The following is a 26,591-nucleotide window of genomic DNA, read 5'->3' as shown; positions in this document are numbered from 1 at the left end:
AATCATTATATAGAAAAAGTATCTTAAATTCCTAACTTGGACTGGAAAAAAGCGTGGCAAGGTAATATAGTTAATGTGGGGTTAATGAACGTAAAAATTGAGTAAGGGAGCGTTTACATGTATCGGATTCAGCCTGTTCAAAAGCCTTCTTTCATAGAGGCATTTCTTTTAACCGTTGCCATTATAGCGGTTATTAGCGCTAGTATTATATTTTTGGACGCAGCCCCACATGTTCCTTTGGCGATTGTGCTTTTGGCACTTGTGCTTTATGGACTTATGAAGAATGTATCTTATAAAATACTTGAAGGAGGTATTGTCGAAGGAGCTAAAAGTGGCATGGGAGCCGTATTTATTTTCTTTTTCATTGGTATTCTCGTGGCGTCCTGGATGTTGGGCGGGACGATTCCAACTTTGGTTTATGCAGGATTTAATTTAGTTACGCCAAATTTTTATTACGTCGTTGTTTTTGTTGTGACATCGTTTATTGGTTTCTTTATTGGCAGTTCGCTTACAACCATAGCTACTGTCGGTGTAGCATTTATCAGTATTTCAGGTGCTGTTGATGTATCATTAGCAATTACTGCGGGAGCTATTGTATCAGGTGCTCTCTTTAGTGATAAAATGTCACCGATATCGGATACAACCAACATGGCTTCAACGACATTAAATGTAGATTTGTTTACGCATATTAGAAATATGATGTGGACAACGGTTCCCGCATTTATTGTTACATTGATTATATTTGCTATTATCTCGCCGCAATTGCAAAATGCAAATTTTGAGCAAATGAAACATTTTCAAGCTGGCCTTTTGGACACGGGTCTGATTCATTGGACTAACGCTGTCATCCCTCTTGCCGTGTTGTTTATATGCTCGATTATCAGAATGCCGGCTATTCTTACACTTGCCGCGGGCTCATTAAGTGCAATTATCCTCTCATTTATTAATGGCTCCACATCGATTCAACATTTGTTTGATGTTCTTATGGGAGGCTTTGTGTCGGATACAGGGGTGGAACAAATTGACTCATTGCTAACCCGGGGCGGAATTGAAAGCATGCTATTTACTATTGGTATTATTCTGCTGGCATTGAGTATGGGTGGTTTGCTGTTTTTATTGGGCATTATTCCAACATTGCTTGAATCCATTGAACATCTACTGAGGAAAACGTATCAAGTTATTACGGCATCAGCTCTTACAGCCATCGCTGTCAACGTATTAATCGGTGAACAATATCTATCAATTTTGTTAACAGGTGAAACATACCAGAATCAATATGAAAAAGTCGGCCTTGCCAATAAAAACTTATCAAGGGTGGCAGAAGATGCTGGTACAGTGATTAACCCATTGGTTCCCTGGAGTGTGATCGGTGTTTTTACGGCAACGACGTTAGATGTTTCCACTCTGGCTTATTTACCTTTTTCCTTTTTCTGTTTAATTTCTCCGATTTTAACAGTATTTTTTGGGTATACAGGATGGACATTGACATATAATTCCTCGAGCGATACGGAAAACGGATTAACTAAATAAAGGTAGTATGTATGAATCCGGAACAGTCAACTTTTTTCAGGCATCATTCCGTTGTTTGTTTTAATACTTGCAGCGGCACTCTCGATAGTTGCTTTTGCAATGGAATTCTATCAATTTAATAACATAACGAGCATTATATTTAAATAAAATAAGAACTAGAAAAGAGCCACATACGGAAAAATCGCATGTGGCTCTTTGAAATAATCGGTCGGTAATAGCAGTATGTTATTCGCTTTATTTGCATTGTTGTTTTCAACCTTTTTCCGTTTTTTACATCAATTTGGGCAGGAATGTGACAATCTCTGGAAAGATGAGAACCAAAGCAAGGCATAGAATCATCATAAATAGCATAGGAATGACACCTCGGAAAATACGCTGAATGGGTACGTCTTTCGCGACACCACTAATAATATAAACACTTAATCCGAGTGGAGGCGTGATCAATCCAATGTTCATGACCAAAATCATAACAACCCCAAACCAGACGCCATCAAAACCAAGTGTTGTTATTAATGGATAAACGACTGGCAAGGTAAGTACAAAAATCGCAATCCCCTCTAAAAACAGTCCCAATACAAAATAAATCAGTAAAATAAATATCATAATGAGAACGGCCGGCATATCCAAATTCGCAACAAATTGTGTAGTGGCTGAGGGAATCCGGCTCAGTGCCAAAAATTTACTGAAAACATCCGCACCAATTAAGATAAAAAAGATGGTTGCCGTTAAATGGGTCGTTTCATTTAGTGATTTTTTAAAATCACTCCAGCTTAATCGTCTTGTCAGAATAGCTAGGACGAGCGCACCGAATGCACCTACGCCTCCAGCTTCGGTCGGTGTAAAAAATCCAAAATAGATGCCGCCGATACTGAGTGCAAACAATGCAAAAAAAGGCCATACACTTTTCAGTGACTTTATTTTCACCATCAAACCTTTTTTATCACTTACTGGGGCCAGTTCCGGATTTCGCATAACCATGACGTAAATAACAATCATAAATAAGCCCATCTGTAATAGTCCAGGAACAAGCCCTGCAATCAAAAGTTCTCCAATCGGCTCCATTGTCAAAATGCCGTATAATACGAGGATAACACTTGGAGGAATTAGAATCCCCAATGTTCCACCGGCAGCTACACAGGACGTCGATAATGCATCGTCATAGCGATATTTTTTCATCTCCGGAAGGGAAATACGGGCCATTGTTGCCGTCGTGGCATTAACCGATCCTGAGATGGCTGAAAATAATGCACTGGTACCAATCGTGGTCATAGCCAGTCCGCCTTTAATGTGTCCAATCCAAGCATCAACGGCTTTGTATAAGTCATGGCCGAAACCACTATAAGACAAAAACATTCCCATTAAAATAAACAGTGGGATAACACTTAATGAGTAAGAACTTGCAGTGGAAAACGGCGTTGTCCCCAATTGAACAAGTGCCGAATCCCAATCACGTATCATAGCAAGTCCAATGACCCCGACAAATACCAAAGAAATACTGACAGGAACCCGCAATAAAAACATGGCAAATAATACGATGATTCCAAGTAATCCGATCATTTCTGGGCTCATTTTTTATTCACCGCCAATCCGAAGTACGTTAATGCTTTGAATATCGCAGTTAAGGCAAAGATGATAAGCGCGAACGTAATGACAAAGATAAACGGGTGAATAGAAATAGCCAAATCAGTCGTTGTCGCTTTTCGTTCCATTGTGCGGACACCATTTTCATACATATAGAAGGACATGAAAAACACAATACAGGCTATCAGTATTTCCACTAAGCCATTAATAACATTCCGAACTTTTTCAGAAAAGCGATCCACAAGAAAATCAATTGTAATATGATCGTCTTGTTTATGTGTTACGGCTAAAGCAAAAAATACTAGTAAAGCTGCCCCGAGTTCTGTCATTTCAAATGTTCCTTTTAATGGTTGATTGAAGATATTACGACCGAGTACATCAATTGTAATAATGGACATAATAAAAACTAGAAATATATTTGAAATGAACTGCTGTATACGTACAATTTTTTGTACGAACCTTTCCGATTTCTCGATCATTTTCGACATATTGTATTCCCTTCTCTATCTATTTGTTACTCAATTCGACAGCACGGTCATAAACTTTCTGACCGGGCAGACCACGATCTTCTACATCGTCAATCCAATTTTGGATGGTTGGTTCAATATACTCTTTCCAATTATTCAGCTCGTCGTCGCTCAGCTCGTATATTTCAACACCTTTATCTTTTGCTTGCTTAACAGCATCTTTGCCGAATTGGTCGAAACGCTCACCTGTTTTTTCCGCCATTCGTTTGCCGGTCAGTTCATTGATTGCTTCTTGATTTTTTTTGCTCAGATCATCCCAGACTCCTTGGTTCATAACAACAAACATGGTCGTGGAATAAAAATTTCCAATTGTAGCATAATCGACAACTTCATCCAATCCCCATGTTTTGACAGCTTCCCAAGGTGCGATGGTGCCATCGACAACGCCTCTTTCCAATGCTTCAAAGTTTTCATTCATCGGCATGGAAACCGGTGTTGCTCCCAGCGCCTCAAGCCATTCACTTGTTTCCGGGGAAGGGGAGCGAATTTTCATACCTTCCAGATCCTCTACACTTTTCACTTGTTTTCCAACAGTGAAGAGTTGCCCTGGATCGGTGGTGTATAGCCATAAAGGTTTGGTGCCAGCGTATTCATCATCAAATTCATCAAATTCATTGTAAATTTTCCATAAATTTTTGGAACCTTCAACCGCATTTTCCGACATAAACGGCAATTCCATGACAGAGGTCAACGGAAACTGATTCGGCGTATACCCATGAACACTCAAGGCTATATCAACAGATCCTGTTGCTGCAGCGTCATAATGTTTATCCGGTTCAGCCAAAGAAGCTCCTGGATACGATGTGATGCTGACGTCTCCATCGGTTTTATCCTTAAGATCCTTGCTGAATTGCTTTATTTCTTCTTCCATAAAGTGCGAGGAAGGGAAAAAATGGGAGAAATCCAAATTCTTTGCCGCATCACCACTTGCTTCCGACGTATCATCGCCTCCACACGCAGTGAGTGCAATCAGTATTCCAGTTAACAGTAGACTGAAAAATAGATTGGTTTTAGAAAACACATGTCGCATTTTGTCATGACTCTCCTTTTCTATTGGGATTGTAGGTGAAGCGGAACCACACGTCGTCATGTGCAAACGCTTACTGTTACAGAAACATTAACAAAATTATATAAGATTTCTTATAGGATGACAAGTACTTTTGATTCTATTATTAACTTTTTAAATTGATAAATATATGTTAATAGTGCTAATAAATCGATGACACCCCTGACTCAAATGTAATCTAGTCCTCTTTTTTGTTATTTGCCTAATATTCTTTTCACTATTATACTTTCAATGCTGCGTTTCTATTGTTTAAGGATGTGATATGTAATTCGATCCTTGTAAAATTCAATAGATTATTTAAGAAGCAAACCATCGAATGCTGCATACATTGGAATAGCATGTCGAAATGAAACACCAGTTGTAAGATATACATAAAAGTCATTTACCGTCTGGAAGGAGTTCAGAAATGAAATTAACAGAAACAAAAATTAGGGAAAATGCATTGAAACTTTTTATTCAAAAAGGCATTAATGATACGTCACTCAGTGATATAGGGGAAGAGGTTGGAATAAAAAAACAATCGATATATACACACTTTAAAAATAAAAATGAATTGATTTTGACTGTTATGAATCAGGTTGTTCAAGAAGAGGTTACCTTTTTAAATGATTATTTTGATAAATCTAAGGATCACTCATTATATGAAATATTGTACAATTTTATCAACAAATTAAAGAGCCGGTTTATATCACATGGTGAAGAAAATATTAAATTTTTATTAAGAATGATGTTTTTACCGCCGAATAATATTGAAAACACTGTTATTGTAAAAGCATTTACTTTCTACAATCAGATACAAAGTCATATAGAGGAAACCATTACAAGTCATCAACAAACAATAAATATAGAAGCAGAAAAGGCTAAGTTATCTTATATGAACTTATTTGATGGCCTTCTTGTCGAACTTGTGTATGTAAATATAGAAAACTTTGAGTATAGGTTTCAGCATTCATGGGATATCTATTGGAGAGGGATAACGCAATAGTTGATAGCTACTTTCAGGACACACGTATTTTACGACACGATTTTTTAATAATTCCGACTTGCGTTAATTAGTTGAATTGGTTATAATATCAATAACTTACGAACGTTCGTAAGGATAAATGGAGGTGATTATTTAAAACAGTTATCAAGCTACTAAAAGATGGATATTAAAAATCATTGTATCATAAAGGAAAAATGAGGATATCAAATTAGACTCTTGAAGTTTCATTTTGCCAAGTAGATAAGTAATGTGAGCGCACTGAATGGTAAGATTTTATTCCATTCTTTGAACGTTATGACATTAAAAAATACCACTACGCACGGAGGTTTTATTAATGAAAAATTTGGAATCTAAAGTTAATGAACTTACTGAATTGGATAAAGAACACTATTTACACCCTTTAACACCACCGAAAATGCAATATGAGCAAGGACCGCCGATCATTGTTTCGGAAGGTAACGGAGTTTATGTTAAAAATGAAAGCGGTGACACTTTCATTGATGGCATGTCCATGCTTTGGAATGTGAATCTGGGACATGGTCAAGAAGAGCTTGGAGATGCGGCAAAAGAGCAAATGAAAACGCTGGCATTCAGTTCTTCCTTTAATGGTTATTCCCATGAGCCGGCCATTCGTTTATCCCAAAAGATCGCTTCGATGGCGCCTGAAGATATGAATGTAGTATTTTTTACATCTGGTGGATCCGAGGCTAATGATACCGCCTTCAAACTAGCGAAATATTACTGGAAGCTTAAAGGGCAGTCAAGCCGTAATAAAGTCATTAGTTTAAGCAGGGGTTATCACGGTGTTGCACAAGGTTCGACAAGTGCCACCGGAATAACGGAGTTCAATAGTTTGGTCGGTCCCAAATCTCCGGACTACCTTCATGCTGAGCCGCATCTTCTTGATTGCGAACTTGGCGATAGAAGTCATGAAGATTACCATAAAAGTGTCAGAGGTATTATTGAACAGGAAGGGCCAGAAAATATAGCCGCCATTATTCTGGAACCGATCATGGGAGCGGGCGGTGTATTCACGCCTCCTGAAGGATATTTACAGGCACTTCGGGACTTATGCGATGAGAAAGACGTTTTAATGATTACAGATGAAATCATTTGTGGATTCGGCCGTACAGGTAAAAACTTTGGCGTGGATAATTGGAATGTCACACCGGATATGCTGACATTCGCAAAAGGAAGCACAAGTGGATATATCCCTCTTGGTGGTGTTGTGATGCGTGAGAAAATTCGTGATGAGATGGTTAAAACAGATGATGTTTTATTCCACGGATTTACGTATAGCGGTCATCCAACGTCCTGTGCCGTCGCTCTAAAGAACCTCGAAATTATTGAACGTGACAATGTTATGGATAATGTCAATAACATGGAACAAGTATTCAAAGCGGAGTTACAAAAATTAGAAGATAATCATCCGCATGTAACCAAGTCAAGAGCTGTTGGATTGCTTGGGGCGTTCGAATTATATGCAGACCGTGATAAAGAAAAACCTTTTGATCCGGAAACAGGAGCTTCTTTTCAAGTAGTTGATGAGTGTTTTAAACGAAACTTGATTTTGCGGTCTATTGATTGGAATGGATCAAATATCGTGGCCATTGCCCCCCCATTAATTGCCAATAAAGAAGAAATAGAAGAGATCTTCAAAATTATTGATGAAGGCTTAACGGCATTTGAACAATCTTTAAAATAGTACTTTAGTATGAAAAAGAGCTGGGCAGGTAAACACATGTAAAGAAAAATTTGTTTCAATAACCTGTTTGCCTTCCTGGCTTTTCTCATAAACAATAATCTGAATGTTATGTATTTATAACAAAACTGGAGGTTATCATTCATATGCGTCAAGGGGTTTTGCTTTTTGTTATTAGCATGATGTCTATTGGTATGAGTATCCCAATCGGAGACGTCATGATGGTCGATTTTCCAGTTCTTTTATTCACGTTCATAACGATATTGATAGCCAGTATTATTCTGATTCCTTTCGCGACTATAGTTGAAAAAACAAAATGGAGTCACATAAGCTGGAAAAACTATTTCGGTATATTTATGCAGGCTTTACTTACAGTGACATTGTATACCGTTTTTCAATTATACGGATTGACTTATGCGGGGCCTGTATCTGTTGGGATTATTACTAGTATAACGCCTGCTGTTGTATTGGTGCTGTCATTGTTTTTATTACGGGAACGGTTAAATCTAAAGAAAATTTCTGCTGTTGCATTAGCAATCCTTGCAGTCCTGATCATGGAAATTGCCGGTGTTGATCCCGAAGGTGGAGGATCCAGTATTGGTATTCTCTTTATGCTTCTTGCGGTGATTTCACTATCCTTATTTTTTATTTATGCAAAGAAATTTACTGTGGAACTTCCACCATACACATTAGCAGCAGGTTTGTGTTTTTTTGGGATGTTGCAAACGCTTCCAATAGCTATCTATCAGTTCAACACAATTGATGTATCGGTGTTTAGTGGTATGGAGACCTGGTTGGGGATTTTAGGATTTGCGTTTACAGCTTGGATATTTGCTTATACGTTCACATATTTAGGGTTAGCAAAAATAAATGCAAGTACAGCAGGCATGGCATCAGCTGTTATACCAATTGTCGCAACTACTTTTGCAGTTGTCTTTTTCGGTGCGGCACTCCGGATTGTTGACATGGTAGCACTAGTTTTGGTCATTGCGTCAATCGTTATCGCAGAATACCAGGAGAGGACGAAAGAACCGACGGATGACACATTATGGGATTCTGAAGATGTTAAAGCGAAATAAAAGACGAAAAAAATATGATAAGTGAGGAGAGTTTTAGCATGCAAAAGACAGAGGATAGGACATGGATCAATCGATTAAATAAGAGTTACGTAGGTGGTCAATGGGTAAATGGTCAAAGTGGAAGAGATTATGACATAAAAGACCCGTATGATGATTCAACTTTATCCACGGTAAGCTTGGCAACCGACGAACAAATCCATGAAGCATTTGAAACAGCAAGAGTAGCACAGAAAAAGTGGGCAAAAACGACTGCTGAAGAAAGAAAAACTGTACTGACGAAAGCTTTAAATTATTTGGAAAAAGAAAAAGAAAATATTTTACAATTAATTATGCGGGAAACTGGAGGCACACGCTTAAAAGCCGAAGTGGAATTTGGTTTTGGCATCAATGATATTAAAGATGCTATTACAATGGTGAATGAAGTGTACACACCCAGAGAATATTCGTCTGTAACACCCAATAAAGTCAACCGGGTTTATCGATTGCCGCTTGGTGTTATTACGTCCATCACACCATTTAATTTCCCATTTAATATGGCCACAAGAACGATTTTTCCCGCAATTGCTTTAGGAAATAGTGTTGTGCATAAACCGGATGTCCAAGTTGGGCTCATTGGTGGACAACTGTTTGCAAAAGCTTTTGAAGAAGCGGGACTTCCGGCTGGTGTATTCAATTCATTATTGACGGATTTGGAGGAATCCGGTGATGCGTTTATAACCAATCCAAACGTTGATTTTATCAGCTTTACCGGATCCAACGCTGCCGGCAGACATATAAAAGAAACAACGGCTTCATCGATGAAACAATTAGCATTGGAGTTGGGCGGAAACAATCCCTTGGTACTATTAAATGATGCCGATGTGGATTATGCTGTGGATATTGCTACATTTGGCAAATTCATGCATAACGGACAAATTTGCGCGATAACAAACCGTATTATTGCTAACAAAACTATTTATGATGAATTTGTCGAGAAATATGCTGAACGCGTAAATTCACTTAAAGTCGGTGATCCAAAAGATCCGGATACCATAATAGGACCAGTCATCAATGAAAAACAAGCCGATAAAATCATGGGCATTGTTGAAAAAGCGAAAGAGGAGGGACTAAAAACAGTTGTTGAGGGCGAACGTAACGGAAATGTTATTTCGCCGTATGTTTTCGTTAATGTTCCCAATAGTTCAACACTTGCTTCAACAGAGGTTTTTGGCCCGGTTGCTCAAGTTATTCCTGCTGAAGACGATGAAGAAGCCATTCGTATCGCAAATGACACAGATTTCGGTTTGTCAGCAGCTATTATTACGGACGACCTTGAAAAAGGGGAACGACTGGCACTTGATATTGAATCAGGCACAACACACGTCAATGATATGCCCGCCGTTTTGGAAAGCAACGTTCCATTTGGTGGGATGAAGAATAGTGGTATTGGACGTTTTGGCCATGATTGGGCTATTGAAGAGTTGACTACCACAAAGTGGGTGTCGGTCCAGAAAGAGAAAATGGAGTATCCATTTTAATAACAGCGACCATAACAAATTACACGAGTAAATAAAATTGTCGGTCAATTACGTATTACGTGTTTTAAAAGTATATTCCCTATGGTTGTTCAGTGAGAACCTTTCGAATAATTTTCGAGAGGTTCATTTTTGTTATAAAGCAAATATGCATATTAGAATTTTCTATCTAGACAGAAATGGTTCATTCTAACCAAAATGAATTCAACTTCTGTTTTTAACCCTGATAAAGAATGGATTATTTTTCTTATAAAATAAAATATAAAAATCTTTTGACTAAATTGAATAGATGTTTTAAACTAAAAATTACATTATTTAAAAGAGGGAAGCACAAATGCTTAAAGATCTCTTCCAAGTGACAACACAGAAAGGGATTAATTTAAAAGAAGTCTATAAGGCTGTTAAAAATGAAAACGGTTTAACAAAAGTGGAAATAGCTGAGAAAACAAATTTAAAATTCAGCACATGTGCCAGATTGATTGAAGAGTTATCCGAAAATGGGCTTTTATATGAAAGCGGGGAGGCTCATTCAAGTGGTGGAAGAAAAGCGAAAGAATACAGCATTACGCCAGATGCAAATTATGTCGTTGGAATAGATATATCTCGTACATTCTCTAAAGTACTTTTAATGACTCTGGATTTAAAACCAGTTGAAGAAAAACGCTTTGATATGGATGGAAAAAGTACTCCTGACGTTATGATTGAAGCCTATGTTAATGCAATTAGAGCGATGTTGGAGAAGCAATGTTTGAAAGAGTCGTCTTTGCTTGGAATAGGTATCAGTGCAATAGGCCCTCTTGATACAATAAAAGGCATTATTAACAAACCATTATCTTTCCCGGCCTCCGGTTGGGAAGATGTCCCGATTGTAGATAGGATAAAAGAACACATTGAAACTGAAGTTGTACTGGATTATGGAGAAAACACAGCATTAAGTGCTGAACATAGGCGGGGAGCGGCGCAAGAGGACCGGGACACCTTTTACATTAACAAAGGAATTGGTATCAGAGTGGGAATTATGTTAAATGGTGAGATACTTCGACCGCGTGGTGGGAGTAGTGGGGGTGCATTCGGTCAGGGACATATGGTTGTGGATCTCCATGGAAGAAAATGCATATGCGGCAATTATGGTTGCTTGAATGCATACTCAACTATACCGGCATTGGTAAATGAAATGCAAAAACATTTAAAAAGAGGAAATGATTCTTTACTGAATGATCAAGTTAGTGACTTGTCGGACATTACTTTTTCCCACATTGTGTCAGCACTGGAGTCGGGCGATCAGTTATGTGAGCAGGTTGTTAAAGACACAGCATATTATTCAGGAACTGGTCTTGCCAATTTGGTTACGATTTTTCAACCCAGTAAAATCATCTTAAATGGTCCAATGTATAGAAAGCTTAACCTATTTTATAATACGTCCATTGACACAGCGATAAACAGATATAAAAAGCTTTTTCCTGATTTGGATGTGACATTCACACAAGGTGATTTAGGAGAAAATGCTGCGGCTACCGGAGCAGGGGATCTTGTATTGGATTGGCTGTTATCATCTTGACGATTGATGATACGTTTACTTGGTATTGGTTGATCTATCCACTTATTAAGCAATTAAAATACCTATTTAACACACAAGGGAGGATCTATTGGTATGACAGTTTTAAAATCGAAGAAGTCTTGCAAACTTTATATAGACGGCAAATGGCTGGAGGCAAAGGGTGATTCCACAATTGAGGTTATTAATCCAGCGACGAATGAAAATATTGCACAAATAAGCAGTGGTGGTCAGGAAGAAGCGGAATTGGCAGTAAACGCCGCGGCAAGTGCTTTTCATGATTGGTCAAATAAACCAGCGAAAGAAAGAGCTGATTTATTGTGGGCATTATATAATAAAGTATTGGAGAATCAAGAGGAACTTGCAAAGGTGATGACACTGGAAGCAGGAAAACCATTAGCGCAAGCACGAGGCGAAGTGAGAAACGGAGCCGAATATATTCGTTGGAATGCGGAAGAAGCCAGGCGCATTTACGGAACAACAGTGGAATCAACGGATGCACAAAAAAGACTGCAGGTCAAAAAAGGGGCGGTGGGGCCCGTAGCCGCCATTACACCATGGAATTTCCCCTTTGCCATGGTTGCGCGTAAACTAAGCCCCGCTCTTGCAGCAGGGTGTACCGTTGTTCTGAAACCGTCTGAAGAAACACCGATTTCAGCTATGAAATTTTTTGAGCTCGCTGAAGAAGTTGGTTTTCCAAAAGGCGTTATGAACTTGGTGATCGGTAATCCTCAGACGATTGGTGACGTATGGTTGACAGATAAACGAATAAAAAAGATTACATTTACCGGTTCAACGAATGTAGGGAAAATGCTTTATCAAAAAGCCGCAAACCAAGTGAAACGTATTTCGATGGAATTGGGCGGGCATGCACCTATTATTGTTTTTGACGATTGTGATATTGACAAAGCCGTTCAACAAATTCTGAGGAGTAAACTTAACAATAGTGGACAGACATGTGTTTCGCCCAATCGTATTTATGTTCAAGAATCAATTGTTGATCAATTCACGGAGAAATTAGGTCAAATGGCGAAAAATGTCAAAGTTGGAGACGGGAACAAAAATGACAGTGAAATGGGTCCTGTCATAAACCAAGTAGGTCTTCAAAAAATTGAATCCCATGTGAAAGATGCGATTGATAAAGGTGCTGAAGTAGTGGCAGGTGCAAAGAAATATGAGGAAGACGGCTGTGAAAATGGATTTTTCTACTCCCCCACTGTGCTTAAGCATGTTGATGAGTCAATGACCATAGCCAACGAAGAAACATTCGGTCCTGTTGCACCAATTCTTTCATTTACGTCTGATGAAGAAGTTATTGAAAAGGCAAATGACACCGATTACGGTCTTGCGGCTTATATATTCACTACTGATTTGTCTCGTTCACACCGTGTTACTGAAGGTCTTGAATATGGAATGGTCGGTGTGAATGATACCGTATTGGCGCAGGTGGAAGGCGCTTTTGGCGGCGTGAAAGAAAGTGGGTTCGGAAGAGAAGGCGGTCCGGATGCATTAGACGATTTCTTGGAGGAGAAGTTTATTACCACTATTATATAGGGTTTATTTCTATTTTGATTTGCAGCATAAGTAAAGACTAACAAGGAGGAAGCGCTTTATGGTTATGGATGAAGTGAAAAATCAAACGTCGATAGAACAATTAAAAGAATGGGACCGGAATCACTTTATGCATCCGACGTCCTCTGTCCGTGATCACCAAGAAAACGGAGCTGCGTATACATTCACGAAGGGTGAAGGTATCTATTTAACGGATATTGATGGGAGGGAATACGTGGATGGATTATCCTCTTTGTGGAATGTGAATTTAGGGCATGGACGAAGTGAGTTGGCAGAAGCAGCAAAGGAACAAATGGAAACACTACCATTTTCTTCTTCCTTTAATAATTATTCAAATGAACCTGCTATTAAACTATCCCGTAAAATAGCTGAATTGACACCTGGAAACTTAAATGTAACATTTTTCACTTCTGGTGGATCGGAATCAAATGAAAGTACCTTTAAAATTATTCGGGAATATTGGAAATTAAAAGGACAGCCCCAACGTACGAAAATTGTCAGTCTGCAAAAAGGTTATCATGGGGTGACATTAGCAGCTACTAGAGCAACAGGAATGGATAACTTTAATTCCTTTGGAACGTCGTATGCACCTGGTTTCTTGAATGCAGAACCATATTTAACCGGATGTGAACAGGGGGATAAAACGCATCCAAACTATGAAAATTCAATTCGTGGTGTGATCGAACGTGAAGGTGCCGATACAATTGCTGCAGTTATTATGGAACCCATTCAGGGAGCCGGGGGGCTAAATGTTCCACCTGAAGGTTATTTACAATCGGTCCGCGACTTGTGTGATGAATTTGGTATTTTTATGATTGCTGATGAAATTGTTTGTGGATTTGGACGGACAGGTAAGATGTTTGGTGTCGAAAATGACGGTATCATTCCTGATTTTATGACAGTAGCTAAAGGTATTACAAGTGGCTACATTCCGTTGGGGGCTGTCATTATGAAAGACTCATTCAGAGATGAACTGGCTGAACTGACAGGTGGTGTATTGTTTCATGGTTTTACGTATAGCGGACACCCCACTTCCTGTGCCGTAGGATTAAAAACGCTGGAAATCATTGAAAAAGAAAACATTGTTCCCCATGTAAAGAAGATGGAAACAGTTGTTGAAAATGAATTCAGCAAATTAAAAGAAAAACATCCTCATGTTACAAACGAGCGATGTGCAGGCCTTCTTGGTGCATTTGACGTATTCAAAGATCCTGAAGAAAATATACCATTTAAGCCCGAAGAAGCTGCAGCTCCGACATTAAGTAAATTATGCGGTGACCTCGGACTGATAGTTCGGCCAATCATGTATAAGGGTGCTAATACAATTGCTTTCGCACCACCGCTTATCAGTTCAAAATCTGATATAGAGGAAATATTTAATATATTCTCCCAAGCTTTAACCAGATTTGAAAGACAAGTGAACAGCTGAATTTTCATGGAAGAATGGGATGCAGGAACGTGAATAAGCCTGTATTCCATTAACCAAATAAACGTTATGTAAGCGATTACCCCCAATCAGATGCTTATATGAATTTAATTCACATATCCCGGTAAGAAGTTCCTTAATGAAAGGATGTTATGATGCATAAAAAACCGACATTCACACAAGCCCTTCTGCCACTGTTTGCATTGATTATCACAACTTTTTTCTCCATCTCATTCTGGGATACAGGAATGCAAATCCCACTAATTGTTGGAATTACGGTTGCTTGTCTGCTTGCTAAATATTTAGGGTTTTCATGGTCTGAACTTGAAGAACATATGGTTTCTGGTGTTAAACTTATTATTCCGGTAGTGTTTATTTTATTTCTAATTGGATGTCTTGTAGGAGCTTGGGTTGTTAGTGGAGTTATACCTACACTGATTTATTATGGATTGGACCTTCTAAACCCTTCCATTTTTGTGCCAACGGTTGCGTTAATAACAGGTATCTTGACGATTGTACTGGGAAACAGTTTAACAGCACTGGCAACAATAGGTGTTGCATTTATGGCGGTTGGACATGGATTAGGGTTCCCTGGTCCTTTGGTTGCAGGTGCTATTATTTCTGGAGCAGTAATGGGCGATAAAATAACACCATTATCGGATACAACAGTCACCGCACCAGCAATCGTTGATACGGATCTATTCAGCCACATTAAACATATGATGTGGGATACAATACCAGCATTTTTAATCGCTTTGATTCTTTTTTGGATAGTCGGGAATCAATATGCAGGAGATGCATCTGATATTGGTCGAATTGACAGTATATTAAGCTCTTTGCAACAACAATTTAATATTCATCCTCTATTATTAGCGTTACCAATCTTGACGGTCATTTTTATGATGAAAAAACTTCCAGTTATTCCAACACTTGTGATGCTATCTGCTTTAGGAGGTATCGCCGCTTTTATTTTCCAAGGCAGTAATCTTGCTGAAGTGGTAGAAGTTATGACCAGTGGTTTCAGTGTCAATACAGGTCAGGAATTAATGGATTCTCTTTTATCGCAGGGTGGTATAACGTCCATGACCGGGATTGTTATTATTGTTGTTTTAGCGACAGCTCTGGGCGGACTTTTTGACGGAGTAGGCCTATTTGATTCATTAGTTAGTTCCATGTTAGAGCGTGCGAATTCCACTGGAAAATTGATGCTTACAACTGCATCTTCGTCATTCTTGGTGGCTGCTGCAAGTGGTGCTTTGTACCTTGCCATTATTTTACCAGGGCAGGCCCTGGTAGGGAACTTTAAGGAGAGAGGGTTGGATACCAAAAACCTTTCCCGTTGTTTGGAAGCTTGTGGAACTGTTGGAACATTTTTGATTCCATGGGGTGTACCAGCTGTTTTTGCTGCATCCGTTCTTGGTGTTAGTGCATACCAGTTTGTTCCTTTTATTTTCTTTGCCTTCTTGGTTCCTATCATTAATGTCATATATGGATTCACAGGCATTTCAATTGCAAAGAAAGACTATTCTGGAACCATCAAAGTCAAGCCGGTAGATTATGAAAATAGTCAAAAGGATGCTGTGATGACTAATACAAACTGAGTATAAAACCAAAATTGTCTGAATATAGGTCATATAAAAATGATTGACATCATATAAAATATTATATAAAATTTAATAATCAAAAATATCTATTAACTATGGATTATTTTTAATAACTTCTAACAAAAGTGGTTAAAAGTTAAACTAATATAGGGAGTGACTAATAATGAGTGAGATCAAGAATGGAATTACCATGTTGGGAACAGGCAGTCCGAGACCGGATTTAGAAAGATCAGGCCCTGCACAGGTGTTACACATAAATGGAATGCCTATTTTAATTGATTGTGGTGAGGGCACGACTGCACAGTTGCTGAAAGCTAATATTCCACCAGAAAATGTAAACGTTTTAATGTTTACGCACCTGCACTCTGATCACTTTTTTGGATATGGACAGTTTTTATTAGGTGGCTGGGGAAGAGGGCGTAGAGAACTTACTGTCGTTGGCCCTAAAGGTATTAAAGAATTTCATGAAACCGTGATAAATATGTTCAAAGATGACATCGCTTACAGAGTTTCGCTTGGTAGACCGGAAAATGGTGTTTTGGATGTCAATATTATTGAATTTGATGAACCTGGTGAAGTCTCTGTCGATATTCCGGCAAAAGTCTCCATAGATGAAATGGTTCATAATGTACCGACTTTTGGATTCCGTTTTGAAATGGATAATAACGTTATTGTTTTTTCTGGCGATACAGCGCCTACTCCGAATATCGTCAACTTGGCTCAAGGGGCGGATATTCTTGTACAAGATGGATGTCTTGCCAAAACAGGAATTTATCGAAATACGACTGATCCCGAGTTATTAAAGATTTGGGAGAACTTGCAAAAAGAGCACTGTACACCGGGGCAAGCAGGCGATATAGCTCAGGAGGCAGGTGTTAAAAAGTTAGTAATGACGCATTTCCTGCCCAATGTAATTCCGGAAGAAGTGAAAGAAGAAGCAGAGGAACAATTTGATGGTGAATCGATTGTTGGGGAAGATTTGATGGAAATATCTGTATAATATTTAACACTCATTATCTGGGTTAACATTGGTAAAATAGATATATTCAAAGGAGATCAAAAAAGATGAAACGAAAAAAACAGTTTATGATATTGTTGTTTTTCATTCCTTTTATTCTAGCATTAGTTGCATGTGGAGCGGGAAATACGGGAGGACAGTCTTCGGGAGATTCCAGTGATAAAAAAGAAGCAGGATTGGACTCAATTAAGAACGATAGTAACAGTAATCCCGATGGGGACTCTATTAATTTTGGTGCGCATCAGCCTGGGATTGCTTATCATAGCGCAGCATCTGGTATCTCAAGTGTCGTTAGTGAAAACATCGACGGAAATTTAACAGTTAAGCCTTATTCTGGTCCAAATGCTTGGATGCCTGCTTTAAACAGCGGCGAACTGGATATGGGGATACTGTCTTATGCTGATATGGCATGGGCTAAAGACGGAAAAAATGGCTATCCCAAAAAAAATCCTAACATAAGGATGCTAGTAAGAGGCAATACCATTGTAACGACAGGTTTAACTGTTAGAGTGGAAGATGATATACAAAATGTTGCCGATTTAAAAGGAAAAAGAGTTGCATCCGAATACTCTGGTAATCAAATTTTACAGCAAATCACAACAGCTCAGCTGCAAGCATCAGGTCTGTCATGGGATGATGTGGAGAAAGTGCCAGTGACAGATGTGGATTCCGGAGTGGAAGCGTTACGTGACGGAAGAGTGGATGCTGTATTCACTGGAACTCCTACTGTGGCCACATTTACAGAAGTGGATACAACAAAAGATATTAATGGATTAAATTGGGCCGGGGTTCCACCGGAAGACATTGATCAATATCCGGAAGAGACAGTGAAAAAAATGGAATCTTTCGTTCCAGGCATTCAACCTGCTACGTTTAAAGACGGTTTTTTGAATAAAGAAAAAACATTGGTTTCCTACCCAATTGGGTTGGCTGCGAATGCTGATTTATCAAATGAAGAAGCTTATACCATTGTAGAAGTATTGTGGAATAACTATGAGGATTTGCACGCCCAGTTTAGCTGGCTGGAGACTTGGGCGCCTGAGCAAATGTTTGACCCTGAACCTCCTATTCCTTATCATCCTGGTGTTGTCGAATTTTTTGAAGATGAGGAGATTTGGACCGAAAAAGCTGAGAAACATCAAGAAGAATTATTAAATGAAATGGAATAAAAGATTGTCCGGTTGAAGAAATGCGGATTCTTCTAGGCTTTGGAATCCGCTTGTATGCCGGAGGGAGGGGGAAATAATGGCCGAAAAAAAGAATGAACGATTTCGACAACTGCAAGGTTTTTCGTCTGTTGTTTGGAAAATCGGGTTGCTCCTAATTCCCATTTCTGGAGTTCTCTATATATTAGGCATTCATCAAAAACTGGGTTTTTCCGTTTTTAAGGAACAATATTCTGGTTTGTTTTTGGGATTGGTATTAGCCGGAATTTTTATCGGAGTGCCTTCTTCCAAAAATGAAGATGGAACAAAGGTACCGTGGTATGATTGGATAATGGCGTTAATGGGCTTATTCGCCGGCTTATTTATAGCAGTATATTATCCGGTTATAGTTAATTATTTCGGATACGTGACACCGGATAGGGTTGTTATCAGTATAATGGCAATCCTTTTAATCCTTGAAGCGTTACGGCGTACATTTGGTTGGTCTTTAGTCTGTGTCGTTGGGGTTTTTTTAATCTATGCTTTTTTCCCTTCTATCTTCCCGGGTCCTCTCCAAGGTGAACGAAGTGCAATTGATGACCTGTTCAATTATTTATATTTAGATACAAACAGTCTTTTATATATGTTGAATATTGCGGCCACAGTTGCCCTCGCTTTTATTTTATTTGGACAGATATTGTTAAAGTTTGGTGGCGGAGACATTTTTAATGATTTAGCCTTTTCATTTTTCGGTAAATTTCGCGGCGGCCCGGCAAAAGCATCGGTAGCTGGTTCAAGTTTGGCAGGGAGCATTTCCGGCGGGCCGGTTTCCAATGTTATGCTCACAGGAAGTATGACGATCCCTTTGATGATACGGAATGGATATACCCGCAAGCAGGCTGGAGCGATTGAATCCGTAGCATCGACTGGTGGAATGATTATGCCACCTGTCATGGGGATTGCTGCCTTTATTATTGCAGAAAATCTTGGGGTTCCATACGGGGAAGTTGTTATAGCGGGAATCATTCCAGCGGTACTTTATTATTTGTGTGTATTTGTACAAGTGGATTTAAAAGCTGCAAAACAAGGAATCTACGGAATAGATAAATCGGATTTGCCCAATGCGAAAGAAATTTTAAAAATTGGGTGGATTATTATTCCAATTTTCGGGGCGTTACTTTACTTCTTGTTTGTTGTCGGTTATTCACCAACAACAAGTGGTGTATATGCGGCTGTTGTAGCAATTCCTTTTCTATTGATTCAACGATCGGTTTGGAAAAGTGTTGGAAATCGACTTATGAATGCGCTTCTTGGCACTGGTCAAAGCTTGTTGGATATTGGAATAATCTTAGCAGCAGCGGGAATTGTTACAGGAATCGTTAGTATTACCGGTTTAGGATTTAATTTGGCATTGGCACTTACTCAAATCGGAGAGACTAATTTGTTGTTGCTTTTAATTACAAGTGCAGCTGTCTGTATTATTTTAGGAATGGGTATGCCTGCTGTTGCCGCCTATGCACTTGTTGCTACTTTAATAGCACCCGCTTTGGTCGAATTGGGTATCCATCCTATGGCAGCACATTTATTTGTATTCTACTTTGCTAATATGTCCAGTTTCACGCCTCCGATAGCAGTTGCCAGTTTTGCAGCCGCAACGATTGCAAAAGAAAACCCTTACAAAATTGGATTTTCTGCAATGGCCTTTGGAGTTGTCGGTTTAATCGTTCCATTTGTATTCGTTTATTCTCCGCATCTGTTGTTAGGTGTAGGAGAGAACAACATTGGTACAGCAATGATAATGAATTTTGCAGCAATACTGGGATTTATTATGTTATCGATAAGTTTCGTGGGTTATTTATTTAATGATTTAAAGGTTGGAACACGATTGTTGTTTGCAGTTGCCGCGTTTCTTCTATTGTTCCCGATTAATCAAGGTTTCGCCTTTCTCTGGTCTTTAAAAGGAATTGGGCTCATCCTTAGTGCAGCTTTGGTTTTTTGGGAAATTAAATTCAAACATAAATCTGGAGAAAATAAAACATTTTATTCATCGGAAACTATGAAAAGTTTATAATGAAAGGTGTTGATCAATTAAATTTGTTCATTCTGACATATATACTTAATTGACAGCCACTTTTATCAAGAAAAGTCAAAAGCTTTATAAGTGGAAAAACCAAAGAGGGAATACAATGATAAAACGATTTAGATTCAGCGAGTCGGCTTCCTCCAAAATGAAAAGCATGAAATATCTATATAAACTTATTCGTAAACAAGGTCCTGTTACAAAAGGTATTCTAGTTGAACAAACCGGATTTAAACAAACAACCTGTGCAAGGATTATTGATGACCTTCTGCGGGAAGGGTTAATCATTGAAAGTGGCGTTGGGACATCAAGCGGTGGCCGTAAACCGATTATGTATACTATTAACCATCAGCTTTATTACAGTATCGGCATTGATATATCACGTACGTTTACGAAAGTGTTGTTGTTGGATCTTCAACTTAATGTGATAAGTGAAATTAGATTTTCAATGGATAAAACAAGTACCCCACAAAAGACGCTAACCTTCATTCAACATGCGATCGAGCAGATGTTGGCCGAGCATCAAATCGGGCAGGAACAGTTGCTGGGAATAGGGATTGGAGCGGTGGGGCCACTCGACAGACATAACGGGATTATGGTTAACCCCGTTAACTTCCCAGCTGATTATTGGAATAATGTGCCGATAGTCGATGAGCTGGAGAAGACATTTTCCACGAAAATATTATTGGATAAAGGTATCAATGCAGCGGTGGTTGCAGAGCACCAGCTGGGATTAAATGAAATAGTGGGAAATTTATCGTATATGATAGCAGGTGTCGGAATTCGTTTGGGTATCATGACAGACCATCGTCTTTTAAAAAGTGATGCCGAACGCTTTGGGAAATTTGGTAGTGGCCATATGATCATTGATACAAACGGAAAAAAATGTATATGCGGTGATTATGGTTGTTTTCATACATGCTCCACGATTTTATACTTGCAGGAAGAAATTGTCCATCAATTGAAACGGGGGTACGCTTCCATACTGACTGAAAAAGTCGATGATCCGGATGATGTTTCATTTGAGGATATTTGCGCTGCAGTAGAAGCAGGAGACAGTATGTGCATTCAAGTTGTGAAAGATTTTGGTTTTTTTACTGGTGTTGCTGTATCAAATATTATAACACTGCTTCATTCTGATTATTGGGTGTTGAGTGGACCGATGTTCAACCGTTTGAACTTGTTTTATGAAACGGTGGTTTCGACCGCTGCCAACCGTATTAGTAGGCTTTATCCCGGATATGATGTGAAATTCAGAAAAGCGCAGCTCGGGGAAAATGCTGGAGCAATTGGTGCAGGTGGTATGATTGTTGACTATTATCTTGGTTAGGCGGATTTCGTACCAGGTTGATTTCCTTTATATTTATTGCAAATGTTCTAGGATGAATCAGTTTCAAACAGTTCAAAAGGGTTTTCATGCCATGTCCCCAATCATTGTATGATATAATGACATTTCCGAAAGTTTTAATGGAAAGAAGGATGATGGCATGGTCCACGTATTTCGCTGGTGTATTTATTTGCTTGGAGTGTTGTTTTTTAGCCTTGGCATTACAATCGCCGTGAATATGCAGTATTTAGGTATTCACCCGTGGGATGTGCTAAATGTTGCTCTGTTTGACTTGGTGGGATTGTCGATTGGATCATGGCAAATAATAGTCTCATTTGCCCTGATCGGTATTTCATGGGTACTTGACAAGTCATACATTAGAATTGGAACGTTTTTAAATGCTGTGTTAATTGGGGTGTTTGTCGATATATACATGTGGCTTGATTTTTTACCAACAGCGACAAACACATGGACAGATATTGTTGTCATTATTGTTGGTATTGTCATTATGGGATTAGGTGGCGGCATCTATAATTCAGCGGGAATCGGATCAGGACCGCGTGATGGGTTTATGCTTTCCATTTCTGATAAAACAGGAGCTTCCATTGGGAAGGTGCGCATTATTACGGAAAGTGGTGTGTTGGTTGTCGGGTTGCTATTGGGCGGTCCGGTTTTTATTTTCACGTTTGTTTTTACATTTATTCAAAGTCCGTTGTTCCAGTTCAGTTATCATCAGATGAGCCGTGTTGTGGACACCTTCTTGCTGTCTCGTATGAATAAGCAATACTCCAGGTTCAACAGCATGGGATGAAGTGTTCCCATGGCTCGCTCGTGTATCGCGAACCCCAAATGTGATATAGTGATAGTGAATGAAAAAGCAAGGGGGCTCATGTATGACTGAAGACCAATTTCTTATATATAATAGTCAGCAAAAGCCAATACGCGTAAAGCCTGAAAGAATGGTGTTCTATCGACAAGCGGAAATAATCGAAGCTGTTAATGAAAGCCAAGAGATGTATTATTTGTTCTTCTATAACTATCATTTTCTAACTGCAGCCAAGGCAAAAAAGCTGAAACGCGGTTCATTTATTGCATCGGCCTTTAAACATGGTATGGTGTTCCATGCGCCGCATCCATTTATTAATCTTTTGTTCTCATTTAATCATTCACCAATCATCAGACATTTTGATACGTTAATGAGCACGTTGAAGAAACGCTACACCCTTCCAGAAAATGCGTTTATCCTCACATTTTTTGAATCATTTGTCTCCAAGAAAAGACTTTTTCAAGAAATAAAGGCAATGTTTTATGTTTACCGTCGCAGCGGACAAACGTTTCAAGGTTATCGTATTATCCGCATCCTCATGGAATTTGCACCCGAACACCGTTTTGTCAGGGAAATGTCCGATGACAAAAGTTTCACCCCTTATCCGGATCGTTATAATAGTTATGATAACGAAATAATTCAAGCAGACAGCATCTTTGCGGAAAGAACATACTATGCCCACAGACATGACACTTCCTATTATCAACCGCTCATCACCTACTTGGAATCGTATTCTCGATGGATGGATCTGCTGGCGCTATACAGCGAGCAATTAGCCATAAACCCTTCGACTGCTCTCTATCAATCGTTTATTAGTCTAGCTGAACACCACTTGGATACCTGTCAGATCATACAAATTCTTGAAGGATTATATTATTATATATTGGATTTTCCTCCCCTTACATCGGATTTATTAAAACGTTATGCGGATTCACAGCGTGTGGAAAAAACATTAATACTGTTGAACAGACTTGATATGGTCCCACAAGATGCACCAATTGACGCGATTAGGAAGATGCTGTCACATTTGGATTTAACGTCCCATTCATTGCGGGTGGAATTGCTTCATACACTTATTCAAACTGTCGCTCGTTTCTGTGCTGAAGAAGAAGCAAGAAACATATTTCATCATATTTTATCCGTCTTGCTGGTCACCCACGAACCTGAATTTATCAAATCTCTTCTGAAACCGTTTATGGATAATCGGAGTGTCCACCCATTTTATGTCAAAATGGATCGAATGGAGACATTCTCTGATGATGTTGAGCAAATGCAGCCACTTGGAGAACTGTATGAAGAATTTGATCAACTTCCCAAAGCAATGGAATGTTTCAGCTGGGAGATGGAGCTGAATCCATATAACCCGACACCTGTTAAAAATGTATCCAATATCTATAAGAAATGGGGGTATGAAAAGGAAGCAAAAGCCTATCGGGAACTTTTAAAAACCATGCAGAAACAATCCTGACCCATGTCTTCGTTAAGAATGAAAATTTGGCTGTTTGACACCGGAATGGTTGTAAAATAGCACGTAACATGATAATTTTTGTAAGAGGAATATGCTCGCTGCAAATGCGTGTATCGACGTACTTGGTTTATTATGGTAGATGGTTGGCATAATAAGCTGAAAAACAAAATGGGAGGTAGAGACGTGAATATAATAGTAGCAGGGGGAGACGGCTTTTGTGGATGGCCGACTGCTTTGTATTTATCAAAGCAAGGTCATGATGTTTCCATTATTGATAATATGATAAGAAGAGAGATGGACAATGAACTACATTCCAATTCGCTCACACCCATCGCATCACTTAAAGAGCGTGTAGCAAAATGGAAGGAATTAACGGGTAAAGAAATTCGGACATATGAAGGCGATTTGAACCATTATGACTTTTTGCGTCAGGTTCTTATGACGGAGGAACCCGATGCGTTTGTGCATTTTGCTGAACAACGCTCGGCTCCTTATTCCATGATCGACCGAGAACATGCTGTATTTACGCAAACCAATAATGTTGCAGGAAATTTGAATGTTCTTTATGGTATAAAGGAAATCGTACCGGATTGCCACTTAATCAAGCTTGGCACAATGGGTGAATACGGAACTCCGAATATTCCTATTGAAGAAGGGTATATTGAGATTGAGCACAAAGGAAGAAAAGATGTTCTTCCATATCCGAAACAACCGGGATCGTTTTATCACCTTTCCAAAGTGCATGACAGTCACAACATTACCTTTGCCTGCAAAATCTGGGGCATACGGGCAACTGATTTGAATCAAGGTGTTGTTTACGGTCTTGACACGGATGAAACAAAAATGGACCCGATTCTTGCCAATCGATTGGATTATGATGGTGTGTTCGGCACGGCTTTGAATCGTTTTATTATCCAATCCGCCACTGGACACGATGTAACCGTTTATGGCAAAGGTGGTCAGACTCGCGGCTTTTTAAACATTAAAGACACAGTTCGCTGTATTGAAATTGCTGCGGAAAACCCTGCCGATAAAGGGGAATTCCAAGTGTTCAACCAGTTTACGGAGGAATTTTCTGTTGGCGAGCTCGCTGACAAGGTGAAAAAGGTTGCACAGGAAGAAGGTCTTACCCCCAATGTGGCTTATCTTGACAATCCGAGGGTTGAACAGGAGGAACATTTTTTTGAGGCGGTTAACACGAAGCTTAGAGACCTCGGTCTTGAACCGCATTTGTTGGACGATGGTGTGATCAGAGAGATCCTGCATACCGTCATGCAGCATAATGACCGTGTCATCCAGGAAAATGTCATGCCACAAGTATCGTGGAAGTAACAATCAGGTTTTTAAAAGACTTGCTTGCGGCAAGTTGTTGCTATATGGATGAAGAGGAAGTGTCGTAATTGAAAATTGCCATTATAACAGAGACATTCGTACCTTCCACTGATGGGGTGGTCACCCGTTTAAAAGCGTGTATTCGCTATTTTAAGAAGCAAGGTCATGACGTTCGGGTTATCGCTCCGGATCTTGGTGTTCATGAATTCGAAGGAGTGGAAATAAAGGGTGTTCCAGCCAGAACACTACTGCTCTATCGCTCGAAAAAATTTGCGCTGCCCACCAGGAAAGTGAAAAAGCTGCTTGAGGAATATGATCCGGATGTCGTCCATGTGGTCAATCCGGCTTTGGTTGGCATGTCCGGCGTGCGTTATGCCGAAAAACTCGGTTATCCTTTGCTTGCTTCCTTCCATACGCAGGTTCCCAAATATGCGGATTATTATAATGTTCCAATGTTTAAAGGCTTCCTGTGGTGGTATTTTCGCAAGTTGCACAACAAAGCGGATCTGAACTTATGCACGTCTGAGGCTGTAAAGGAAGAGTTACTGGAGCAGAATTTTCACAATGTGCATGTATGGAAACGTGGTGTGGATACAGAATTGTTTGATCCGGATAAGTATGACAAAGACATGCGGGACAAACTTTCGAATGGACAACCGGATAAAAAACTGCTTCTGTTCGTCGGGCGTCTTGCTCCGGAGAAAGAAATTGAAAAAATCAAATCCGTATTGGACACGTCCGATGAGTTTGCACTGGCTATCGCCGGCGACGGTCCGCATCGTCAATCGCTTGAGAAACATTTTGCCGGGACAAATACGGTGTTTACCGGATTTTTGCATGGCGAGGAGTTGGCTAAAGCGTATGCATCCTCTGATGTGTTTGTTTTTCCATCAACTTCCGAAACACTCGGACTTGTTATTACTGAAGCGATGGCATCGGGACTTCCACTTGTCGCTGCCAAAAGCGGCCCGACGTGTGAACAGATTGAGGACAACCGGACTGGATTGCTTTATGACAAGGATAAACGGAATGATTTCACCAATACTGTTTTGCGCTTTGGCGATGAAACATTACGTAAACGGATGGCGAAAAATGCCCGTCGTGACATCGCGGAAATGAGCTGGGAGGCACAGTCAAAGCAAGTACTTGATTATTATAAGGCTATCGCGGGAATAGAAGGCATGACTTTGAGGCAGGATAGTGCCAATCATTCCAGCCTGTAAACTGAAAATGAAAGAAGAGAGCTAATAATGA

At 39.4% G+C, this 26,591-nt stretch carries 20 protein-coding genes; 17 read left to right on the top strand and 3 right to left on the bottom strand.

Going from position 1 to position 26,591, the window contains the following annotated elements; all coding sequences use genetic code 11:
• The first annotated feature begins 117 nt into the window (after positions 1 to 117).
• Complete coding sequence (nhaC, locus tag ABDZ72_RS08470) at positions 118 to 1,530, top strand: Na+/H+ antiporter NhaC (protein ID WP_343752384.1); 1,413 nt, start codon at positions 118 to 120, stop codon at positions 1,528 to 1,530.
• A 270-nt stretch (positions 1,531 to 1,800) separates the two neighbouring features.
• Here nhaC (ABDZ72_RS08470) and ABDZ72_RS08465 read toward each other — a convergent pair whose 3' ends face one another.
• The 3 genes from ABDZ72_RS08465 to ABDZ72_RS08455 are packed head-to-tail and all read right to left on the bottom strand — an operon-like array spanning position 1,801 to position 4,668.
• On the bottom strand, positions 1,801 to 3,099 hold the full coding sequence (locus ABDZ72_RS08465; protein ID WP_343752383.1) for a TRAP transporter large permease: 1,299 nt from the start codon (positions 3,097 to 3,099) through the stop codon (positions 1,801 to 1,803).
• On the bottom strand, positions 3,096 to 3,599 hold the full coding sequence (locus tag ABDZ72_RS08460; protein ID WP_343752382.1) for a TRAP transporter small permease: 504 nt from the start codon (positions 3,597 to 3,599) through the stop codon (positions 3,096 to 3,098). Before ABDZ72_RS08460 ends, ABDZ72_RS08465 begins: the two co-directional genes overlap by 4 nt.
• A gap of 19 nt (positions 3,600 to 3,618) precedes the next feature.
• Positions 3,619 to 4,668, bottom strand: a complete 1,050-nt coding sequence (locus ABDZ72_RS08455) for a TRAP transporter substrate-binding protein (RefSeq protein ID WP_343752381.1) — start codon at positions 4,666 to 4,668, stop codon at positions 3,619 to 3,621.
• Positions 4,669 to 5,110: 442 nt separating this feature from the next.
• On the opposite strand from ABDZ72_RS08455, the gene ABDZ72_RS08450 reads away from it, so the two are divergent.
• The 16 genes from ABDZ72_RS08450 to ABDZ72_RS08375 all read left to right on the top strand — a co-directional run bounded on the left by ABDZ72_RS08450 (position 5,111) and on the right by ABDZ72_RS08375 (position 26,560).
• Positions 5,111 to 5,689 (top strand): TetR/AcrR family transcriptional regulator, encoded by a 579-nt coding sequence (locus ABDZ72_RS08450; protein WP_343752380.1) that lies wholly within the window; start codon positions 5,111 to 5,113, stop codon positions 5,687 to 5,689.
• A gap of 334 nt (positions 5,690 to 6,023) precedes the next feature.
• Positions 6,024 to 7,394, top strand: a complete 1,371-nt coding sequence (locus tag ABDZ72_RS08445; RefSeq protein ID WP_343752379.1) for an aminotransferase family protein — start codon at positions 6,024 to 6,026, stop codon at positions 7,392 to 7,394.
• Between the two features lie 143 nt (positions 7,395 to 7,537).
• Positions 7,538 to 8,470: a DMT family transporter gene (locus tag ABDZ72_RS08440; RefSeq protein WP_343752378.1), complete on the top strand. Its 933-nt coding sequence runs from the start codon at positions 7,538 to 7,540 to the stop codon at positions 8,468 to 8,470.
• Between the two features lie 38 nt (positions 8,471 to 8,508).
• Complete coding sequence (locus ABDZ72_RS08435; RefSeq protein WP_343752377.1) at positions 8,509 to 9,987, top strand: aldehyde dehydrogenase family protein; 1,479 nt, start codon at positions 8,509 to 8,511, stop codon at positions 9,985 to 9,987.
• Between the two features lie 331 nt (positions 9,988 to 10,318).
• Positions 10,319 to 11,542 carry an ROK family protein gene (locus ABDZ72_RS08430; RefSeq protein ID WP_343752376.1) on the top strand — a complete coding sequence of 408 codons (1,224 nt, stop codon included), beginning with the start codon at positions 10,319 to 10,321 and terminating at the stop codon, positions 11,540 to 11,542.
• A 93-nt stretch (positions 11,543 to 11,635) separates the two neighbouring features.
• A complete protein-coding gene (locus ABDZ72_RS08425; protein WP_343752375.1) occupies positions 11,636 to 13,093 on the top strand; it encodes an NAD-dependent succinate-semialdehyde dehydrogenase in 1,458 nt (485 codons plus the stop codon).
• A 58-nt stretch (positions 13,094 to 13,151) separates the two neighbouring features.
• On the top strand, positions 13,152 to 14,540 hold the full coding sequence (locus ABDZ72_RS08420; protein WP_343752374.1) for an aminotransferase family protein: 1,389 nt from the start codon (positions 13,152 to 13,154) through the stop codon (positions 14,538 to 14,540).
• Positions 14,541 to 14,692: 152 nt separating this feature from the next.
• A complete protein-coding gene (gene nhaC, locus ABDZ72_RS08415) occupies positions 14,693 to 16,138 on the top strand; it encodes a Na+/H+ antiporter NhaC (protein WP_343752373.1) in 1,446 nt (481 codons plus the stop codon).
• 166 nt (positions 16,139 to 16,304) lie between these two features.
• Positions 16,305 to 17,141 carry an MBL fold metallo-hydrolase gene (locus ABDZ72_RS08410; protein ID WP_343752372.1) on the top strand — a complete coding sequence of 279 codons (837 nt, stop codon included), beginning with the start codon at positions 16,305 to 16,307 and terminating at the stop codon, positions 17,139 to 17,141.
• Positions 17,142 to 17,206: 65 nt separating this feature from the next.
• Complete coding sequence (locus tag ABDZ72_RS08405) at positions 17,207 to 18,328, top strand: TAXI family TRAP transporter solute-binding subunit (protein ID WP_343752371.1); 1,122 nt, start codon at positions 17,207 to 17,209, stop codon at positions 18,326 to 18,328.
• Between the two features lie 76 nt (positions 18,329 to 18,404).
• Positions 18,405 to 20,375, top strand: a complete 1,971-nt coding sequence (locus ABDZ72_RS08400) for a TRAP transporter permease (RefSeq protein ID WP_343752370.1) — start codon at positions 18,405 to 18,407, stop codon at positions 20,373 to 20,375.
• 115 nt (positions 20,376 to 20,490) lie between these two features.
• Entirely contained in the window at positions 20,491 to 21,714 is a 1,224-nt protein-coding gene (locus ABDZ72_RS08395) for an ROK family protein (RefSeq protein ID WP_343752369.1), read from the top strand.
• Positions 21,715 to 21,871: 157 nt separating this feature from the next.
• Positions 21,872 to 22,522: a YczE/YyaS/YitT family protein gene (locus tag ABDZ72_RS08390; protein ID WP_343752368.1), complete on the top strand. Its 651-nt coding sequence runs from the start codon at positions 21,872 to 21,874 to the stop codon at positions 22,520 to 22,522.
• An 82-nt stretch (positions 22,523 to 22,604) separates the two neighbouring features.
• On the top strand, positions 22,605 to 24,005 hold the full coding sequence (locus tag ABDZ72_RS08385; RefSeq protein WP_343752367.1) for a tetratricopeptide repeat protein: 1,401 nt from the start codon (positions 22,605 to 22,607) through the stop codon (positions 24,003 to 24,005).
• A gap of 183 nt (positions 24,006 to 24,188) precedes the next feature.
• On the top strand, positions 24,189 to 25,337 hold the full coding sequence (locus ABDZ72_RS08380; protein ID WP_343752366.1) for an NAD-dependent epimerase/dehydratase family protein: 1,149 nt from the start codon (positions 24,189 to 24,191) through the stop codon (positions 25,335 to 25,337).
• A 68-nt stretch (positions 25,338 to 25,405) separates the two neighbouring features.
• The gene (locus tag ABDZ72_RS08375; protein WP_343752365.1) at positions 25,406 to 26,560 is read left to right on the top strand and encodes a glycosyltransferase family 4 protein; all 1,155 of its coding nucleotides are present in this window, start codon (positions 25,406 to 25,408) and stop codon (positions 26,558 to 26,560) included.
• The last annotated feature ends 31 nt before the right edge of the window (positions 26,561 to 26,591 follow it).

The sequence above is a fragment of the Lentibacillus halophilus genome (genome assembly GCF_039522485.1).
Lineage (GTDB): Bacteria > Bacillota > Bacilli > Bacillales > Amphibacillaceae > Lentibacillus > Lentibacillus halophilus.
This window is presented reverse-complemented; position numbering and strand designations above follow the sequence as displayed.

What these genes read in the sequence shown, in the direction of transcription:
- nhaC (WP_343752384.1), top strand. Translation starts at nt 118, where the DNA reads ATGTATCGGATTCAGCCTGTTCAAAAGCCTTCTTTCATAGAGGCATTT.
- ABDZ72_RS08465 (WP_343752383.1), bottom strand. Translation starts at nt 3,099, where the DNA reads ATGAGCCCAGAAATGATCGGATTACTTGGAATCATCGTATTATTTGCC.
- ABDZ72_RS08460 (WP_343752382.1), bottom strand. Translation starts at nt 3,599, where the DNA reads ATGTCGAAAATGATCGAGAAATCGGAAAGGTTCGTACAAAAAATTGTA.
- ABDZ72_RS08455 (WP_343752381.1), bottom strand. Translation starts at nt 4,668, where the DNA reads ATGCGACATGTGTTTTCTAAAACCAATCTATTTTTCAGTCTACTGTTA.
- ABDZ72_RS08450 (WP_343752380.1), top strand. Translation starts at nt 5,111, where the DNA reads ATGAAATTAACAGAAACAAAAATTAGGGAAAATGCATTGAAACTTTTT.
- ABDZ72_RS08445 (WP_343752379.1), top strand. Translation starts at nt 6,024, where the DNA reads ATGAAAAATTTGGAATCTAAAGTTAATGAACTTACTGAATTGGATAAA.
- ABDZ72_RS08440 (WP_343752378.1), top strand. Translation starts at nt 7,538, where the DNA reads ATGCGTCAAGGGGTTTTGCTTTTTGTTATTAGCATGATGTCTATTGGT.
- ABDZ72_RS08435 (WP_343752377.1), top strand. Translation starts at nt 8,509, where the DNA reads ATGCAAAAGACAGAGGATAGGACATGGATCAATCGATTAAATAAGAGT.
- ABDZ72_RS08430 (WP_343752376.1), top strand. Translation starts at nt 10,319, where the DNA reads ATGCTTAAAGATCTCTTCCAAGTGACAACACAGAAAGGGATTAATTTA.
- ABDZ72_RS08425 (WP_343752375.1), top strand. Translation starts at nt 11,636, where the DNA reads ATGACAGTTTTAAAATCGAAGAAGTCTTGCAAACTTTATATAGACGGC.
- ABDZ72_RS08420 (WP_343752374.1), top strand. Translation starts at nt 13,152, where the DNA reads ATGGTTATGGATGAAGTGAAAAATCAAACGTCGATAGAACAATTAAAA.
- nhaC (WP_343752373.1), top strand. Translation starts at nt 14,693, where the DNA reads ATGCATAAAAAACCGACATTCACACAAGCCCTTCTGCCACTGTTTGCA.
- ABDZ72_RS08410 (WP_343752372.1), top strand. Translation starts at nt 16,305, where the DNA reads ATGAGTGAGATCAAGAATGGAATTACCATGTTGGGAACAGGCAGTCCG.
- ABDZ72_RS08405 (WP_343752371.1), top strand. Translation starts at nt 17,207, where the DNA reads ATGAAACGAAAAAAACAGTTTATGATATTGTTGTTTTTCATTCCTTTT.
- ABDZ72_RS08400 (WP_343752370.1), top strand. Translation starts at nt 18,405, where the DNA reads ATGGCCGAAAAAAAGAATGAACGATTTCGACAACTGCAAGGTTTTTCG.
- ABDZ72_RS08395 (WP_343752369.1), top strand. Translation starts at nt 20,491, where the DNA reads ATGATAAAACGATTTAGATTCAGCGAGTCGGCTTCCTCCAAAATGAAA.
- ABDZ72_RS08390 (WP_343752368.1), top strand. Translation starts at nt 21,872, where the DNA reads ATGGTCCACGTATTTCGCTGGTGTATTTATTTGCTTGGAGTGTTGTTT.
- ABDZ72_RS08385 (WP_343752367.1), top strand. Translation starts at nt 22,605, where the DNA reads ATGACTGAAGACCAATTTCTTATATATAATAGTCAGCAAAAGCCAATA.